Source organism: Microbulbifer salipaludis (assembly GCF_017303155.1).
GTDB lineage: Bacteria > Pseudomonadota > Gammaproteobacteria > Pseudomonadales > Cellvibrionaceae > Microbulbifer > Microbulbifer salipaludis.
Genome location: NZ_JAEKJR010000002.1, coordinates 1,640,797 through 1,658,177, shown reverse-complemented (window position 1 = coordinate 1,658,177; position 17,381 = coordinate 1,640,797). Strand labels below are relative to the sequence as shown.

The window sequence follows — 17,381 nt, the reverse complement described above, 5'->3', positions numbered from 1 at the left end:
TGTGTGTGTATTGCTGCCGCCCGGGCCTTTTAAGTATCAGACGCGCATCAGAAGCGCAGGCGAACACCGAGCGCACCGTCGATGCCGAAGCCTTCTTTGCTCTCGTTATCACTGAATGCGAAATGGGGCACGGCCTGGATATAGGCCTGCAGGCTGGGGGCGATGCCAAAGGTCAGTCCCAAAGGCAGGCGAACACCGGCCCGGTCGTTGTCGGCAATATTGCCGCCGTCTTCATAAAAACCACCGGCATCGATATAGGCGTGTACGGTGCGCAGGTCATTGCTGAAGTTCTCGATGCGCATATCGACTGCCAGCGAATCACTGTTGACGAATACGGACGTACCGCGGAATTGCGCAGTCACACCCAGGCCCAGATCGTAGGCCACGCCCAGGCCCACACCGTTGTTGGTTTTAGCGAGGGCCGGCGTGCTGCATGCCGCGACCAGCAGGGCCAGGGCATACTTGTTCAGTTTTGTAGACAGTTTCATGGGTACATCTCAGTAAATCAGGACGGGGCGCGAGTATAGATAGGCTTGTCTACTGTGCTTTGCGGTAGGTCACAATTGGGAAAAGTGTCAAAGGGCGCAGGTTTCGCGCCCTTGTTGCCAGTTCAATCAGTGCGCTCACTGATTGGTATCTTCCAGGTGCCCTTTGCCGAGGAGGTCCAGGTAGAAGGCGTACTCCAGCGCCCGCTCCTTGTTCCGACGGAAGCGGCCCGAGGCGCCACCATGACCCGCTTCTATATTGGTGTAGAACAGCAGCTGGTTCTGATCGGTTTTAAGTTCGCGCAGTTTTGCCACCCACTTCATAGGTTCGAAGTACTGTACCTGCGAATCGTGAAGCCCGGTCGTCACCAGAATGTTCGGGTAGTCCTGTGCTGTGACCTGATCGTAGGGAGAATAGGACAGCATATACTCGTAGCTATCCTGGTTGTTGGGGTTGCCCCACTCGTCGTACTCGTTCACGGTCAGCGGAATGGACTCATCCAGCATGGTGGTCACCACATCCACGAAAGGTACTTTCGCCGTAATTCCGCGATACAGATCCGGTTCCATATTGATTACCGCGCCCATCAGCAGGCCTCCCGCGCTGCCTCCGGAAGCGAAAACCTTGTCAGGAGCGGCGTATTTCTGCTGAACCAACCCTTTGGTGACGTCGATAAAGTCCGTAAAGGTGTTCTTTTTGTTGAACATCTTTCCGTCTTCATACCAGGCCCGCCCCAGTTTCTGACCACCGCGGATATGCGCAATGGCGAACACAAAGCCCCGGTCCAGAAGTGAAAAGACACTGGGGATAAACACCGGGTCGATGGTGTTGCCATACGAGCCATAGCCGTATTGCAATAGGGGATGGGAACCGTCTTTCTTGAACAGATCCTTGCGGTAAACCAGTGACACGGGGATCTGCTTGCCATCTCGAGCAGTAATGCGAATGCCCTCAGCCTTGTAGCGGGTGCGGTCGAAGTCCCCCAGGACCTTGTCCTGCTTCATCAATTTAAGATCGCCAGAGCGCAGGTCCGCATCATAAATGGTGTTCGGTGTGGTCAGGCTCGAGTAGGAGATTCGGACGGTGCCGGACGATACCTCTGGATTGTTGCTCAGGGAGAGCTGGTACACCGGATCGTTGAACCCAATCTCGAAATCATCTTCGTTTTCCAACCCGATAATCCGCAGAGCGGACTGGCCGTTGGCTCGCTCGACAACCGCCAGCCGGCCATCAAATGTCACGAACTCCTCCAGCAATACATCTTCCCGGTGCGGGATGACTTCCTGCCACTGGGATTTATCGTTGACCGCCTCAGCGGTGGCCTTCATCAGGCGGAAGTTCTCGGCCTGCCAGTTGGTCTGGATGAAATATTCGTCATCGAGTTTTTGCACAAAATACTCATGCTTGGGCTCGAGTGGATGGAGTGGCAGAAATTCACCATTCGGTGTGTCGGCATCCAGTGCGGAAACCCCTTTTACCAAGGTCGAGTAGTGATGGATGTAAATCATCGAATCATCACGTGACTTGGAGATAGAGGTGTAAAAGCTACTGTCTTTTTCTTCGTACACAACCTGGTCTTCGCTTTGCGGCGTACCCAGTTTGTGTCGCATGACCTGATAGCCGAGCAGGGTTTGCGGGTCTTTGTTGATGTAGAACACCGTCTGGTTATCATTTGCCCAGACCACTGTGCCCTCGGCGTTCTCCAGTTTGTCCTGCAGTAGCTTGCCGGTGCTTAGATCCTTGAAGCGAATACTGTAAATTCTCCGGCCCACCCTGTCCTCGGGATAAGCGAGGAGGGTGTTGTCTGGGGAGACCGCAGTGCGTGCCACATTGTAATAGGCGTGGCCTTCTGCGAGTGCATTGACGTCCAGCAAAATTTCTTCTGCTGCTTCCAGGCTGCGTTTCTTGCGTGCATGTATCGGGTATTCACCATCGGATTCATAGCGGGTGTAGTACCAGTAGCCACGTACCTTGACCGGGACGGAAGATTTGTCTTTCTCCAGTCGTCCGACCATTTCCTGGTACAGGCCGTCTTGTAGCGACTCTGTGTGGGCCATTACCTGGTCGACATAGTGGTTCTCCGCCTCCAGGTGCCCCAGTATTTCAGGGTCGCTACGAGAATCATCACGCATCCAGTAGTAGGGGTCGATGCGCTCGTGGCCGTGCATTACCATCTTGTATGGGACTTTCTTGGCCACTGGAGGGGCGACTTCGGGCGCAAGTGCGCTGCTATCCGGGGAGGTGGGTTTACTCTCGTCGGCAGGCTTGCCGCAGCCGGTGGCGAAGATGGTGAATGCGAGGAAGGCAATATGAGGCTTCATGGCAGCTCCGGGTGATGTTTATCGTTATTCCGTGACTGGCGATATCCTATACCAGATCTTCATCCCAAGGATATTCAGTGCGACGAGCCGCGATCCTCGTGAAAACGCGCCTGTGAGTACTGATGATCGAGTTTGCGGCAGACGAGCTACCCTAAATTCTGCATAATGCCGCGCCGTCGCCTGACCGAGACGGCCGGCCACCACACATTCTCCAAATCCGGTAGTTCCCATGGAAATTAACGTCAACTTCCTTGAAAACCTGCGCCTTGAAGCCAAGTTTGACGACTTCACGGTCATTACTGACCAGCCGATCCGCTATAAGGGCGACGGTTCGGCGCCGAGCCCGTTTGACTACTTCCTGGCATCTTCGGCCTTGTGTGCGGCGTATTTTGTGCGGGTCTATTGCCTGGCGCGGGATATCCCTACCCACAATATCCGCCTGTCGCAGAACAACATCGTGGATCCGGAAAACCGTTACAACCAGATCTTCAAGATTCAGGTAGAGCTGCCGGAGGATATTTCCGAGAAGGATCGCCAGGGGATTCTGCGCGCCATCGACCGCTGTACTGTGAAAAAAGTGATCCAGACCGGGCCGGACTTCCAGATCGAGACCGTGGAAAACCTGGCGGAGGATGCCCAGGCACTGCTGATGGCGACACCGGAAGCCGGGCAGCAGACATTTATCGAGGGCAAGGACCTGCCGCTCGAACAGACCATTGCCAATATGACCAGGATCCTTGCGGATCTGGGGATGAAGATCGAGATTGCCTCCTGGCGCAATATCGTGCCGCATGTGTGGTCGTTGCATATTCGCGATGCGGCTTCGCCCATGTGCTTTACCAACGGCAAGGGCGCCACCAAGGAAAGTGCGCTGTGCTCGGCACTGGGAGAGTTTATCGAGCGCCTGAACTGCAACTTCTTCTACAACGATCAGTTTTTTGGTGAAGAAATTGCGAATGCGGCATTCGTGCATTACCCGAACGAGCGATGGTTTGCGGTGCCGGAGGACGATGCGCTGCCCGAAGGCATTCTCGATGACTACACGCGGGCGATTTACAATCCCGAAGGGGAGTTGGCCGGTTCCAACCTGATTGACACCAATTCCGGCCGCGCGGACCGCGGTATCTGCTCTCTGCCATTCGTGCGCAAATCCGACGGCGAGGTGGTGTATTTCCCCTCCAACCTGATTGAAAACCTTTTTCTCAGCAACGGCATGAGCGCGGGTAATACCTTGCCGGAAGCGGAGGTACAGTGTCTTTCAGAAATCTTCGAGCGGGCGGTTAAAAAACAGATTCTGGAGCAGGAGCTGGCACTGCCCGACGTGCCGGCCGAGGTGCTTGCAAAATACCCGGATATTGTCGAGGGCATCGACGAGCTGGAAAAGCAGGGCTTTCCGATTCTGGTGAAGGACGCGTCGCTCGGTGGCCAGTTCCCGGTGATGTGCGTGACCCTGATGAACCCGCGCACCGGCGGTGTGTTTGCATCCTTCGGTGCGCACCCGAGCCTGCACGTGGCGCTGGAGCGCAGCCTGACCGAACTGATGCAGGGGCGCAGTTTTGAAGGCCTCAACGATGTACCGCCGCCCACGTTTAACAGTCTTGAAGTCACAGAGCCGCAGAATTTTGTCGAACACTTTATCGACTCGACTGGTGTGGTTTCCTGGCGTTTCTTCAGTGCCAGCGCGGATTTCGAATTCGTCGAATGGGACTTTACCCCGGAAACGACGTCCGGGAACCCTGTCGATATCAATACCAATACTCATATCAATAAGAGCGAGGCCGACCGTCTATTCCGGATTCTCGAGGAGATGGGTAAAGAGGTTTATATAGCGACCTATGACGAACTGGGCGCACCAGCCTGCCGGATTCTGGTGCCGGGCTATTCCGAGGTGTACCCGGTAGAAGACCTGATCTGGGACAACACCAACAAGGCACTGGATTACCGCGAGGATATTCTGAACCTGCATCGCCTGGACGACGCGCAGCTGGAAGACCTGGTTGAGCGTCTGGAAGAGAGCCAGATCGACAACTACGAAACCATCATCACATTGATCGGCGTGGAGTTCGATGAGAACACTGTTTGGGGTCAGCTAACCGTACTCGAACTGAAAATACTGGTTTATCTCGTGCTGCAACGCCACGAAGAAGCGCTGGAACTGGTGGAAGCCTTCCTGCAGTACAACGACAACACCGTGGAGCGGGGGCTGTTCTACCGCGCGGTGCAGGCGGTGCTGGAAATAACCCTGGATGATGAACTCGAGCTGGAAGACTTCACGTTCAACCTCGGCCGTATGTACGGCGAGGATGTCTTGCAGGCCGTCATTGGGTCGGTGGACGGAACCGTGCGCTTCCACGGCCTCACACCCACCAACATGCAACTGGAAGGTCTGGACAAGCACCTGCGCCTGATCGACAGCTACAAGAAGCTGCACGCCGCCCGAGCGGCGCGCGCCCACGCCGGCTGACACTGATCAGGCGCGCGCTATGCTGCGCGGACAGACACAAAAAAAGCGGCCGAGGCCGCTTTTTTTGTTTGGGACCAAGCCCGTTTACAGGCTCGCTGCCTCCGGTTGCGCCGGCTCCTTGTCTTCGATGACGTAACCGTCTTCGTCCAGCTCAACAATCGGCATACCCAGCGCCTCGACGCTTTCACGGATATTCGCGGCATCACCGACCACGACGATGGACATGTCCTTCGGCGTCAGCAGTTCGGTAATAACCTTGTTGAGTTTGTTGCGGTCGGTTTCCTGCAAAATCGCATTTTGCTGGCTGCGATAATCCAGCGGCAGATCGTAGCGCAGGATGCGGTTGAGCAGGCCCAGCTTGGCGCTGGGTGTCTCATAGCTACGCGCTTCCTGCTGGCCGATCGCCGAGCGCAGATAGTTGAACTCGGTTTCCGTCATGCCTTCGCGGTCGAAGGTTTCCAGTTCGGTGAGCACTTCGTTCAACGCGTCTGCGGTGGCTTCCTTCTTCACCTCGGAACTGAACATGTACATGCCTTCCTGGGGTTCACCCAGCAAGTAGGTACGTGCGCCGTAGGTGTAGCCCTTGTCTTCACGCAGGTTCAGGTTGATGCGGCTGTTGAAGTTGCCACCCAGGGGGAAATTGCCGAGATAGGCCAGGTAGTAATCACCCAGCGCATCGTAGGGCAGGCCGTGCTGGGCAACGCGGACGCTGGATTGGGCGGCGCCATCCTTGTTGACCAGGTACACAGTGCGGCCTTTGATTTCCGGCGTTTCCATCGCAATAGCCGGGCGTACTGGTTCAGATACCTTGAGCTGCGCCAGACCGTCCAGCGACTTCACAATGGCTTCATGGGGCAGGCTGGTGCTGACCGTTACGCCACCAAAGTGTGCGGGGAAGTGCGCTTTGTAGTGGGCCTTGACGTCGTCCAGGGTGATGCTGGCAACAGTGCCTGGCAGGCCGCCGGCGGGGAAGCTGAGCGGGTGCTCGGGGCCGCGCATCACTGCGCCTACGGCGCGGGTTGCCAGACCTTGCGGAGTCTTGCGTGCCTGCTGCAGGCCTTCAATGGTCTGCTGCTTGATGCGGGCGAAATCTTCCTCGGTAAACGCGGGCTTGAGGATGCGCTCCATCATCAGCGGTACCGCTTTGTCCAGGTGCTTGGCCAGCACGCTGAGGGTCACGGTGGTGTCGTAATCACCGGCGCTGACACTGATGGACGCACCCAGTCGCTTCAACTCCTCGGCGAATTCCGCGGCGCTGCGCTCGGTGGTGGCTTCTGTCATGAGAGAAGTCATCAGTGAGGTCAGGCCGGCTTTGCCTTGGGGCTCATCCCGTTGGCCCACACCGAATACCGCCTGCACGGTGACGGTCGGTGTCTCATCGTTTTGTACTGCCAGCATTCGCACGCCGTTTTTCAGCTTGCCGTCGGCAATCTTGGGCAGCTCTACCTGTGGGTTGACGCCGGGGGTAGGCTGAACAGAGCGGTCAAAGCTGTCTTTTACCGGGCGCAGGGCCAGTGCTTCGTCGTCATCGCCATAGCTTTCCGGAATGGTGCGTTTCCATTCATAGTTATGTTCCGCGGCAGCGAGTTCGGGTTTGCCGTTGGGAACAATGCTCAGCAATACGGCAGGTTTGGCTGCGATGTACTGGTCAAATACGCGGGTCACATCGTCCGTCTCTACCGCCAGATACGCATTGATCTCATCGTCGATACCTTTGGGGCTGCCAGTGAAGGTTTCGAAGGCCGCCAGGGTGGATACCTTGCCGGCAACAGACTGCAGGCCAAATACGCGGTTGGATTCGTAGCCCGCCTTGAATTTCAACAGGTCATCTTCCTTCACGCCACGCTCGGCGAATTCCACCAGCGTATCGCGCACGGCCTGTTCCATCTCCGCCAGACTTTCGCCGGAGGCCGGGTTCTGGATGACGATGAACCACATTTCGCAGGCGAGTTCTTTACAGGAATGATTTACAGAGGCCTGGACAGCGCGGCCGGTCTGCACCAGTCGCTGGTACAGCATGGAGTCCTGGCCCTGGCCGAGAATTTCGGCGGCGGCATCCAGTGCGGGTTCATCCGCGTGGTTGCGATACACCGTCGGAATCATCATCGCCAGTGCGGGCAGGTGAATGTTGTCTTCCAGGGTGACATAGCGGTCTTTATCCAGCGTGGCCGGTTGCTTGGGCAGGTTTTCCACCTCGGGGCCTGCGGGGATTGGACCGAAATACTTGGCCACCCATTCCAGGGTTTTCGCCTTGTCGACGTCACCGCCGATGGTCAGCACCGCATTGTTGGGGCCGTACCAGCGCAGGAAGAACCGCTTCAGGTCGTTGAGGTCTGCGCGGTTGAGATCTTCCATCCAGCCAATGACCGGCCAGGAGTAGGGGTGTCCATCGGGGTAGGTGGCTGCGTACATGGTTTCAAGGGCGCGCCCGTAGGGGCGGTTGTCCACGCGCTGGCCGCGTTCATTCTTTACGGTTTCCCGCTGTACTTCGAATTTCTCTTCCGTCACCGCATCCAGGAAAACACCCATGCGGTCGGCCTCGAGCCACAGCACGGTTTCGAGCTGGTTGGCGGGCACGGTTTCGTAGTAGTTGGTGCGGTCGGTATTGGTGGTGCCGTTCAGAGTGCCGCCGGCTTCCTGAATAATACGGAAGTGTTCTTCGTCGGCCACATTCACCGATCCCTGGAACATCATGTGTTCGAAGAAGTGGGCAAAGCCGGAGCGGCCGGGATCTTCACGGTTGGAACCCACGTGGTAGGTGACATCCACATGTACCAGCGGGTCGGATTTGTCTTCGTGAAGAACGACGGTGAGGCCGTTGGCCAGCTTGTACTTGCTGTAGGGAATGGCGATCTCGGCACCTTCGCCGTCGAAGGTTTCAACCAGGGTGATACCTGCGGGAAGTGTCTCGGCGGTGGCCGATGCGGACGTTTCCGCAGAGGACTGGGTGGTACCCGCGTCCTTGCCGCAAGCGACCAGTAGTGCGGCGGCGAAAATGAGGGCGAATTTTGTTCGATCCATTATTGGGTGACTCCATGTGCTGTGAAAACGCCCCGATGCTATCACAGCTAAACGGGCAACGCGGCACTGCTTCGATTACACGCAGTCACACGGGGGAAAGATTCTTCGTTGGAAGATCGGCATCCGAAAACAGAAAAGGGCGCACCGAACGGTGCGCCCTTTTCGCGGGTTGGCTGCGTCAAGCCTGAATTAGAACTTGAGCTCGGTACCTACGCCGAAGTAGCTGCGCTCGTAATCGTCAGCCGCGGTTTCGTCGGTGTAGAAACCGAATACCTTAGTGGCGCTGGACAGTTTGTAATCCAGGCCCAGGCTGAAGGTTTCGCCATCGGTTTTCACGATGTCGGACTGGCCATACTGTGCCTTGGCGGTCCAGCTGTCGATTTTGTAGGCGACGGAAGTTACCCAGCCGTCTTGTGTGCTGTTGTCCGCTTTTTCCTGCTCTTCGTACAGACCGCCAACCTGCAGGTTGCCGAAGTTGTACTGTGCAACTACGCGGTTAACACTCCAGTCGTTACCTTCAACGTCCTGGTCGTAGGCGTAGGCCAGGTAAACGCCGTTGTTGTCGTAGGCGAAGGAGATGGAGGTACCGTTGTCACGGGTATCGATTACATTGCCTTCGTCATCCAGCAGCTCGGCTTCTTTGTTACTGATGTAGGCAGCGGCGATCTTGAAACCACCGAACGAAGGGGTGGTGTACTGCATGGCATTGGAAGGACGGTTGTCGCTCTTGGATACCATGCTCTTGATATCGCCTTCCAGATCGTTGAACAGGTCGACTTTCTTCTGTGCAACTTTCAGCGGGGAGTCGAACTTGCCGCCGATGATCTGGCCGAAGCCGCCTTCCAGACCGGCGTAAATGTTACGCTGGCTGAAGGTGTCGCCTTCGCCGTCCATGTTGACCTGGTATTCCATTTTGTAGATGCCTTTGATACCGCTCTCCAGCGGCAGCTCACCTTTCACACCCAGGCGGGATGCGTTGCTGGATACGTCAGTAACGGTGCCGTTACCCTCGTCTTCGGACTGGAAAGACACATTGGCCTTGCCGTAATAATCGAAGACTTCGGCTTGGGCGAAGGTCGGAAGTGCTGCAGCCATAGCCAGGGAAATCGCGGTTTTTTTCATGATTGCTCTCGTAACCAAGGGTTGAAAAAAGAATTGACGTTGTGTGTTCTTCAGATGCGGCGCAGTTTGCTGGACGAATGTTACAAAGATGTGAAAGATGAAAAAGATTTGAATCTTTTGTGACGAAAGGGTCGAAAAATAGTCAGTAATGGCTGTTTGGCGCGGTTGAATCAGCAAAAATCCACAGGGATAGGGGGATTGAGCGACATGGGCAATCGACAGTGACAGGGATGAATCCGGCTGTTCGCACAAGGGTTCCCGGGGCACTCTGGGCCTGTGCCGTGGGTATCGGGCAGGTGGCTTTCTGGCCCCGGTTGCCGGGCACGGCGGATCTGGCGGGCGGCGCGTTACTGGCGCTGGGCGCTATGAGCCTGCTGGCCCTGACCTCCCGCAACAGGGCCCATCGCGGCAGGTGGCAAATACCCGTGGTCGGGATTTTACTGCCGTTCTTGCTGGGTACCTGCTGGGGCCTGCAATGGAACCACCGGGCCCTTGAGCAGCGCTTGCCGCCGGAACTGCACGGTACCGATCACGACGTGCGAGTTGAGCTCATGTCCCTGGTACACCGCTCTCCGGCAGCCTCCCGGTTTGGTCCACCGGCCGCGCTGCCCAGCGGCTATCAGGATGCGCGCTTCCGTGCGCGAATTATCCATACCGATGACCCGCGTTTACACAACCGCACGTTGCAACTGGGCTGGTACCGGGTGGCGCCTGCGGATGCCGCGCGCCTGACCACTGGCAGCCGCTGGCAGATGCGCGTGCGGTTGAAGGAGCCACGGGGCAGCGTCAATCCACACACCTTTGATTACGAGGCGTGGCTGCTGGAGCAGGGGCTGTTTGCCACTGGCTATGTGCGCGACCGGGATCAATTGCCCGTACATATCGCTGCGGGGTCCGGGGTGGGGGCGCTGCGCGATGCCTTGCGTCGCCAGCTCTCGCATCAGACTGCGGAGGGCGCGGGATACACTCAGGCGTCGCTTATCCGCGCACTGTTGCTTGGCGACCGCAGTGGCATCGACACCCCAACAAAAACCTTGTTGCAGCGTACCGGCACGGCCCATTTGCTGGCGATTTCCGGGCTCCATGTGGGCATGGTGGCGGGTGCTTTCTTCCTGTTTGGCTGGTTTTTCGGGCGACTGTTCGGTGCCTTTACCGGTGGACGATGGTGCAGCCCGTTGACCATTGCCGGGTTTGCGGCGCTCTCAGGGGCGCTCGGCTACACCCTGATTAGCGGAGCCCCCCTGTCTGCCCAGCGCGCGCTGCTGATGACGGCGGTGGCGATGGTTGCGCTGCTTTGCCGACGGAGAATGGATGGGCAGCTGACCCTTGCCCTGGCAGTTTGTGGCGTACTGTTGTGGCAGCCTCTGGCGGTGTTGAATGCCGGGTTCTGGCTGTCGTTTATCGCCGTTGGGGCCTTGTTGCTGCGTTTCCAGGGTCGGCTGAATGCGGGAGTGGGCGGCACCCCGGTGGAGACAAGCGCGCGTCCAGCAGGTGCTGGGAAGGGGGGCGCGCGCAGACTAGCGCAAGTGCTGTGCACCTGGTTGGTGAATGGGGTGCGTAGCCAGTGGGCCATTTTCCTCGGTTTGCTGGTGCCATCGGTATTGATCTTCCATGGGATCAGCCTGAGTGGCCTGCTGATCAATCTGGTGGCGATTCCCTGGGTGGGATTGTCGATACTGCCGCTTATCCTGCTGGGTGCCCTGTGTCCCCTGCTACCGCTGAAGACGCTGCTGTGGACATTGGCCGATCTACAGCTTTCCTGGCTGCTCGCGTTGTTTGGATGGCTGGATGGGCTCGCGCCCGGCTGGCAGGTGCTGCCAGTGCCGGGTCCCTGGGTGACGGTGTTGCTGGTGCTGAGTGCGTTGGCATTGCTACTGCCTAAGGGGGTGCCGGGCAGGGGACTTGGCTTGCTGTGCTTTCCGGTGATCGCGGTTGGCGCCACACCCTGGCAGCGGCCAGCGCCGGCCACGTTCGAGCTGTCGGTGCTGGATGTGGGGCAGGGACTCGCGGTGACAGCCACCACCGCTCAGCACACCGTGATCTTTGATACCGGCGCCAGTACCGCACGTGGCTGGAGCGCCGGCGCCGGTATTGTTGCACCGTATTTGCGGGCCCGGGGGCGGCCCAGTGTCGACGGTTTGATTGTCAGCCACGGGGATCGTGATCACGCCGGTGGTGCCGCCGGGGTAATGGCAATGCTGGCCGTAGACCAGCTGTTTGCGCCGGGGCGCCTCGGTCAGCGGCTTTCAGCTCAAGCAGCGGCTGATGCGACGGGACCGCCTCCACTTGTTATCGGCACGCAACCTTGTGTGGCGGGCAGTTCGGTACAGTTTGGCGAGCTCGCCGTCCGCTGGATGTGGCCGCTGTCTCCTGCGCTCAACGGTGAGGAGAATGACCACAGCTGCGTTGGTCTGCTGACCTGGCGCGATACCCGGGTGCTGCTGACCGGAGATATTTCCCGTCGGGTGGAAGCCCGGCTCGCCGCACTCTATCCCGATTTTGCCCCGGTGGACGTGCTGGTGGCGCCTCATCACGGCTCGCGTACTTCTTCCTCGCCGGCACTGCTGGCGTGGGCTGCCCCGCAGAGGGTGGTGTTCAGCGCGGGCTACCGGCACCACTTTGGCCACCCGCATCCGCAAGTGGTGTCCAGATACCGCGCACTGGGCGCCCAGCTATTCAATACGGCGGAGTTAGGGGCCGTGGAATTCCAGTGGCGCGAGCAAGACGACGCCCCAAGCGTGCAGTGTGCCCGCGGCGTGGCAAAGTTCTGGCGGGCCAGCGATGGTGGGGCTTCGGCTTGTATGCTGTCGCCGGTGCACCCTCGGCAAGATTAGCCTGCCCCAGCACACGTCAGATTTGTCGCCGAATGCGCAGAACAAATGCGGACGGAGTCTAGAATTTCGGCGCGCGAGTGGTTGCTGCTGACTTTTGAGAGATTGCGCACTGTGCCATAGGCATAAACTGGTACGGTTCTACCAATGATGAACCCTCGATGTATGGCGTATTGTATGAAAATTAGTCGATTCACAAAGGCACTGGTCATTGCCAGTGGCGTTTCTGTGAGTATTGGTGTGAGCGGTGCCGCGACTGCGACAGAGTGGAAGTACTCCCTGGGCACCGATGTGAGCAGCGGTGATTACGGCGATACGGCGGACACCGATATTGTATCTGTGCCCTTTACCGCCAGTTATTCCCCTTCAGCCAGCTGGACGTTCAAGGCGTCGCTTCCCTGGATTTCTGTGGAGGGTCCGGGTGGCGTGATTCCGGGCGGAGACGGCGGCTTTGTGGTTGGCCCTGGTAATGGAAATGGCAATGGTGGCAACCAGGCCCCGGACGCGCCGCTGCGTACCAAGCAAACCGGGCTGGGTGACCTCTGGCTGACCGGCACCTATAGCCTTGAACCCATTGCTAACCGCTATTTCGTTGATCTTTCCGGCAAGTACAAGGTGCCTCTCGCCGATGAGGACCAGGGGCTGGGTACGGGAGAGACCGATTACACCCTGCAGGCGGAGGTGTTCACCGCGATCGACAATTTCACCCCTTTCGTGACCGTCGCAAGAAAGATCAAGGGTGATCTGCCCGACGTTGAGCTACGCAATGTCTGGTACACCTCCATTGGCTCCGGTTACCGCCTCAGCGATGCCGCCAGCGTCGGCGCTTCGCTCGACTACCAGCAGGCCGCTACCGACACCAGTGACCCGCAAACGGAAATTTTTGGTTACTACAGTCATAAGCTCAGTAACCAGTGGACGGGCATGCTGTATGGCTACATCGGGCTTGCGGACGGCAGTCCGGATCAGGGCTTCGGTATCCAGGTCAGTTACCGCCCGGCAAATTAAGTGGTTCCCAGGTTTCGCGGGTTGGTGGTAAGCCCAAAGGGCCGGCTTCTCGCGATCCCGAAACAATCTTCCATCAAGGAGAATAAGCAATGAAAATTCCATTCAAGTCCACGGCGCTGGCGGCAGCACTTGCCGCGATGGCGACCGTACCCCTGGTATGGGCCGATGATGACATGCCGGACACCGGCGATGTTGAAGTGGTCGAAGTGGCTGAAACAGTCCCTGCCGAGCGTATCGCTGGCATCTTCACGGATTTTTTTGGCGAGGAATCCCAGAGCATCGTGTCCGGCCTGCGCGACGGCAGCATCCAGTATGTGGAGCCGCTCCCCGAGGGTGACGGCACTGACACTGACGCCGGTACGGATGAAGTACCGGAAGTGGAAGAGGGTGCGGAAGCCAACACCGGCATGGGCTATGGCAATGTACTGATCACCATGGCGCTCGCAGAGCAGCTGGCTGGTATCTCGCAGGCCGACGCGGCTGAGGGCGAGGAGGGGCTGACGGCCCAGGAGTCCCTGAATGAAGTGCTGAGAATGCGCCAGGTGGATGGGATGGGCTGGGGTCAGATCGCCAAGTCCATGGGCGTAAACCTGGGTGAGATCATGAGCGGTATCCATTCCAACCGTCCTGATCGCACCGCAGAGCTAGAACGTCGTGACACCGCGCGTGCAGAGAAGAAGGAAATGCGTGAAATGGCCCGTGCCGACCGTGTGGCCAAGATGGATCGCCCCGAGAAACCGGCTCGCCCGGAAAAGGCCGAGCGTCCCGAGAAGCCGGAGCGCCCGGAGAAGCCCCAGCGCCCGGAGCGTCCCGGCAAGTAAGCCGCGCACGTGTTGTCTGCACAGCCGCCTCCGGGCGGCTGTCTGCGTTTTGGGCGGTGTACATCCGCACACCATTGTGCCACCGGGTTCACAGCCACAAAAAAAGATAACAATCAGGCACTTAGCTGCCGACCAGAGCTGTGGTAGAGTTTCAGGCCACGGTGCCCGCTGTTATTGATGCGGTTGCCGAACACACTAAGAAACCATAAAAATCCCGTACGCAGTCTGGGGCACAAACGTGTTAGAAATCATTAAATCCGGCGGCTGGCTGATGCTGCCAATCCTGCTTTGTTCTGTCGCTGTCATCGCCATTTTCATCGAGCGCCTGTGGACGCTCAACGAGCGCAAGATCGCGCCACGCGCGCTGCTCGGCGATGTCTGGACCAGTCTGAAGAGCAATCAGCTCACCACGGAAAAGATCAAGGAACTGCGTGACTCCAGCCCTCTGGGCCGTATTTTTGCCGCCGGTCTGGCGAATTCCAAACACGGCCGGGATGTGATGAAAGACAGTATCGAAGAGGCCGCCAGCCAGGTGGTCCACGAGCTCGAGCGTTTTCTGAACGTGCTCGGCACCATCGCGGCGGTTGCGCCGCTGATCGGGCTGCTGGGCACTGTCGTCGGCATGATCCAGGTGTTTACCGCAATTATGCTCGAGGGCACCGGTAATGCCGGGGTATTGGCTGGCGGTATCTCCCAGGCCCTGATTACCACTGCCGCGGGGCTCAGTGTGGCGATTCCGGCCCTGATGGCGCACCGTTACTTCCAGCGCCGCGTGGACTCCATTGTGGTGACCATGGAGCAGGAAGCCGTCAAACTGGTGGATGCTCTGCACAGCGACCGCCGCATCGAAGCGGCGGCCTGAGGGCGCTCGACGACAGATTCAGGAGCGCTCAATGCAATTTCGTCGCCAGAATACCGAGCAGGACGGGGTAAATCTCACGCCACTGATTGATGTGGTGTTCCTGCTGCTGATCTTCTTTATGGTGTCTACCACCTTTACCAAGGAAAGCCATCTCAAGCTGAATCTACCGGAGGCCGCAGGTCCGCAGGCAGAAACCCCGCCTTCCACCATCGAAGTGCTGATCAATGCCGACGGCTCATACTCCGTGGATGGCCGGGCCCTGATTAACAAGCGGTTGGCCACACTCAAATCTGCACTGTCGGAAGTGTCCGGCGGCGAGTACAATCGCCCGCTGATCATTACCGCAGATGCCACCGCTCAACATCAGGCGGTGGTTCGTGCTATGGATGCCGCGGGGCAGCTGGGATTTGTACACCTCAGCATTACTACCCGGCAGCCAGACGAACAGTAATCTATAAAGTGTTTAACTGCCGGGCGTGGCACATGCTGCGTGTGCGGTGCATTTGGGGCGGCGGACAGGCCGCTCTCCATCGCATTTTGCAGAGAACACGCTGCCAAGATATTTATGGATAAATCTTCCCAGCCGGTGCTGAAGCCCCGGCACGGTGCCAAGACCTATCGCCGTCTCCTCTCTTACGCCGTTCCCCAGTGGCCGCTGTTTGTGGTCGCCGTATTCGGGTTCCTGCTGTTTTCCAGTATGGAAGTGGTGCTGATTGCGGTCACCGAGCTGCTGCTCGATGCAGTGGGTGCCGGCATTGAGCAGGGCAAGGGGTTCCTCTCCCGCTATGTGGCCGGGTTCTTCCCCGGCGGCATCATGCCGCAGGAAACGGCCCGCTGGCTGGTGCCTTCAGCCATGCTGGTCATTATCATTCTGCGGGCCATTGGTAACTTCATTGGCAGCTACGGGCTTGCCTATGTGGCCCGGGCGGTCATTCACCAGCTTCGCTCCGAGCTGTTCGAGCATATCGGGCAGTTGCCCAGCAGCTACTTTGACCGCTACACCGGTGCTTTCCTGATTTCCAAGGTTGCCTACAACGTGGAGCAGGTGACCAACTCGATCACCAAGGCGCTGCGGACCCTGATCCGCTCGTCGTTCACGGCCATTGGTCTGTTGACCTACCTGCTGATGGTGAACTGGAAACTGACGCTGACCTTCTTTCTGTTCGTACCTATCATCGCCGTCATCGTCGGCATTGTCGGGCGGCGATTCCGCAAGCTCAGCCACCGGATTCAGAACACGATGGGTGACGTTACCCATGTCACCCAGGAAGCCATCAATGGCTACGAAGTGGTGCGGATGTACGGCGGCCGCAAGTACGAGAACGCACGCTTTCAGTCGGCGAGTAACGCCAACCGCCAACAGTTCATGAAACTGGTGGTGGCCGACAACGCGAGTGTTTCGGTCATCCAGACCCTGGTGGGCCTGGCCACCGCAGTACTGGTCTGGTTTGCACTGGCACCGGGCATGGTGGAGTCCATGACCGCGGGGGTGTTCGCGTCGTATATCGGGGCGGCGGCGTCGCTGGCGAAGCCTATTCGCAACCTGTCAGAGGTGTACGCGGAAATCCAGAAAGGCATCGCGGCCGCAGAAAGCATCTTTGAAGTGTTTGATGCTCCCAAGGAGCCGGCGGGTGGCCAGCTGGCACTGCCCAAGCCCGTGTCTGGAAATGTGACTTTTGAGCACCTGGTCTTCCGCTACAACGAGGACGGCCCGGATGTACTCTCCGATATCGACTTTACCGTGCAGGCGGGGCAGACAGTGGCACTGGTGGGCGCGTCTGGTTCGGGCAAGAGCACGCTGGTGAGCCTGCTGTCGCGTTTTTATGAGCCCACGGCGGGGCGGATTTTGCTCGACGGTGTCGACATTACTCAGGTGCCGGTATCCGAGCTGCGGGCGCAGATCAGCCTGGTTTCGCAAAACATTGTCCTGTTCAACGATACGGTCTATCGCAACATCGCGTATGGGGAGCTGGAAGGCAAACCGGAAGCGGAAGTGCAGCGCGCGGTCGATCTGGCCCACGCGCGGGACTTCATCGATGAGCTGCCCGAGGGGCTCAACACGGTGTTGGGTGATAATGCGCAGATTCTGTCGGGCGGCCAGCGCCAACGCCTGGCGATTGCGCGGGCCCTGCTCAAAGATTCCCCGCTCCTGATTCTGGATGAGGCCACCTCTGCCCTGGATAACGCGTCGGAGCGGCATATCCAGGCGGCGCTTGCGGAAGTGATGAAGAACCGGACCACCTTTGTGATCGCGCATCGGTTGAGTACGATCGAGAATGCGGATTGCATCCTGGTGATGGATCAGGGGCGCATTGTGGAAAGCGGCTCTCACAGCGAGCTGCTGGCACAGCGTGGCCGCTATGCGGCGCTGCTGCAGCAGCAGTCGGGCGGTTTGCTCGAATAGCGCCTTGGTGGATGACATAACTCAAAACAGGGACAGGAGCG

11 protein-coding genes are annotated in these 17,381 nt (G+C 58.4%); 7 read left to right on the top strand and 4 right to left on the bottom strand.

The annotated features are described in order from the left end of the window. Positions 1-47: 47 nt before the first annotated feature. Both JF535_RS12615 and JF535_RS12610 read right to left on the bottom strand, forming a co-directional pair. Positions 48-488 carry a hypothetical protein gene (locus JF535_RS12615; protein WP_207002651.1) on the bottom strand — a complete coding sequence of 147 codons (441 nt, stop codon included), beginning with the start codon at positions 486-488 and terminating at the stop codon, positions 48-50. 135 nt (positions 489-623) lie between these two features. Continuing rightward, entirely contained in the window at positions 624-2,807 is a 2,184-nt protein-coding gene (locus JF535_RS12610; RefSeq protein WP_242523819.1) for a S9 family peptidase, read from the bottom strand. Positions 2,808-3,036: 229 nt separating this feature from the next. Between JF535_RS12610 and JF535_RS12605 the strand changes: the two genes are divergently transcribed. Further along, positions 3,037-5,271, top strand: a complete 2,235-nt coding sequence (locus tag JF535_RS12605; RefSeq protein WP_207002649.1) for an OsmC domain/YcaO domain-containing protein — start codon at positions 3,037-3,039, stop codon at positions 5,269-5,271. Between the two features lie 84 nt (positions 5,272-5,355). Here the strand turns inward: JF535_RS12605 and JF535_RS12600 are convergent, their stop codons facing one another. Both JF535_RS12600 and JF535_RS12595 read right to left on the bottom strand, forming a co-directional pair. Beyond that, entirely contained in the window at positions 5,356-8,292 is a 2,937-nt protein-coding gene (locus JF535_RS12600; RefSeq protein WP_207002647.1) for a M16 family metallopeptidase, read from the bottom strand. 189 nt (positions 8,293-8,481) lie between these two features. Further along, positions 8,482-9,414: a porin gene (locus JF535_RS12595; protein WP_207002645.1), complete on the bottom strand. Its 933-nt coding sequence runs from the start codon at positions 9,412-9,414 to the stop codon at positions 8,482-8,484. A 230-nt stretch (positions 9,415-9,644) separates the two neighbouring features. Between JF535_RS12595 and JF535_RS12590 the strand changes: the two genes are divergently transcribed. The 6 genes from JF535_RS12590 (at position 9,645) to msbA (ending at position 17,340) form a co-directional block, all read left to right on the top strand. Further along, positions 9,645-12,248, top strand: coding sequence for a DNA internalization-related competence protein ComEC/Rec2 (locus JF535_RS12590; RefSeq protein ID WP_207002643.1), 2,604 nt, complete (start codon positions 9,645-9,647; stop codon positions 12,246-12,248). A gap of 174 nt (positions 12,249-12,422) precedes the next feature. Further along, entirely contained in the window at positions 12,423-13,253 is an 831-nt protein-coding gene (locus JF535_RS12585; RefSeq protein WP_207002641.1) for a hypothetical protein, read from the top strand. Between the two features lie 89 nt (positions 13,254-13,342). After that, the gene (locus tag JF535_RS12580) at positions 13,343-14,074 is read left to right on the top strand and encodes a hypothetical protein (protein WP_207002623.1); all 732 of its coding nucleotides are present in this window, start codon (positions 13,343-13,345) and stop codon (positions 14,072-14,074) included. Between the two features lie 238 nt (positions 14,075-14,312). Further along, positions 14,313-14,936, top strand: coding sequence for a MotA/TolQ/ExbB proton channel family protein (locus JF535_RS12575; protein ID WP_207002622.1), 624 nt, complete (start codon positions 14,313-14,315; stop codon positions 14,934-14,936). Positions 14,937-14,967: 31 nt separating this feature from the next. Next, positions 14,968-15,387, top strand: coding sequence for an ExbD/TolR family protein (locus JF535_RS12570; protein ID WP_207002620.1), 420 nt, complete (start codon positions 14,968-14,970; stop codon positions 15,385-15,387). A 114-nt stretch (positions 15,388-15,501) separates the two neighbouring features. Then, a complete protein-coding gene (gene msbA, locus JF535_RS12565; protein WP_207002618.1) occupies positions 15,502-17,340 on the top strand; it encodes a lipid A export permease/ATP-binding protein MsbA in 1,839 nt (612 codons plus the stop codon). Positions 17,341-17,381 lie beyond the last annotated feature (41 nt).

Excerpts from the sequence above, each read along its gene's own strand:
- JF535_RS12605 (WP_207002649.1), top strand. The coding sequence starts at position 3,037 with ATGGAAATTAACGTCAACTTCCTTGAAAACCTGCGCCTTGAAGCCAAG.
- msbA (WP_207002618.1), top strand. The coding sequence starts at position 15,502 with ATGGATAAATCTTCCCAGCCGGTGCTGAAGCCCCGGCACGGTGCCAAG.
- JF535_RS12600 (WP_207002647.1), bottom strand. The coding sequence starts at position 8,292 with ATGGATCGAACAAAATTCGCCCTCATTTTCGCCGCCGCACTACTGGTC.
- JF535_RS12585 (WP_207002641.1), top strand. The coding sequence starts at position 12,423 with ATGAAAATTAGTCGATTCACAAAGGCACTGGTCATTGCCAGTGGCGTT.
- JF535_RS12615 (WP_207002651.1), bottom strand. The coding sequence starts at position 488 with ATGAAACTGTCTACAAAACTGAACAAGTATGCCCTGGCCCTGCTGGTC.
- JF535_RS12595 (WP_207002645.1), bottom strand. The coding sequence starts at position 9,414 with ATGAAAAAAACCGCGATTTCCCTGGCTATGGCTGCAGCACTTCCGACC.
- JF535_RS12610 (WP_242523819.1), bottom strand. The coding sequence starts at position 2,807 with ATGAAGCCTCATATTGCCTTCCTCGCATTCACCATCTTCGCCACCGGC.
- JF535_RS12570 (WP_207002620.1), top strand. The coding sequence starts at position 14,968 with ATGCAATTTCGTCGCCAGAATACCGAGCAGGACGGGGTAAATCTCACG.
- JF535_RS12580 (WP_207002623.1), top strand. The coding sequence starts at position 13,343 with ATGAAAATTCCATTCAAGTCCACGGCGCTGGCGGCAGCACTTGCCGCG.
- JF535_RS12590 (WP_207002643.1), top strand. The coding sequence starts at position 9,645 with ATGAATCCGGCTGTTCGCACAAGGGTTCCCGGGGCACTCTGGGCCTGT.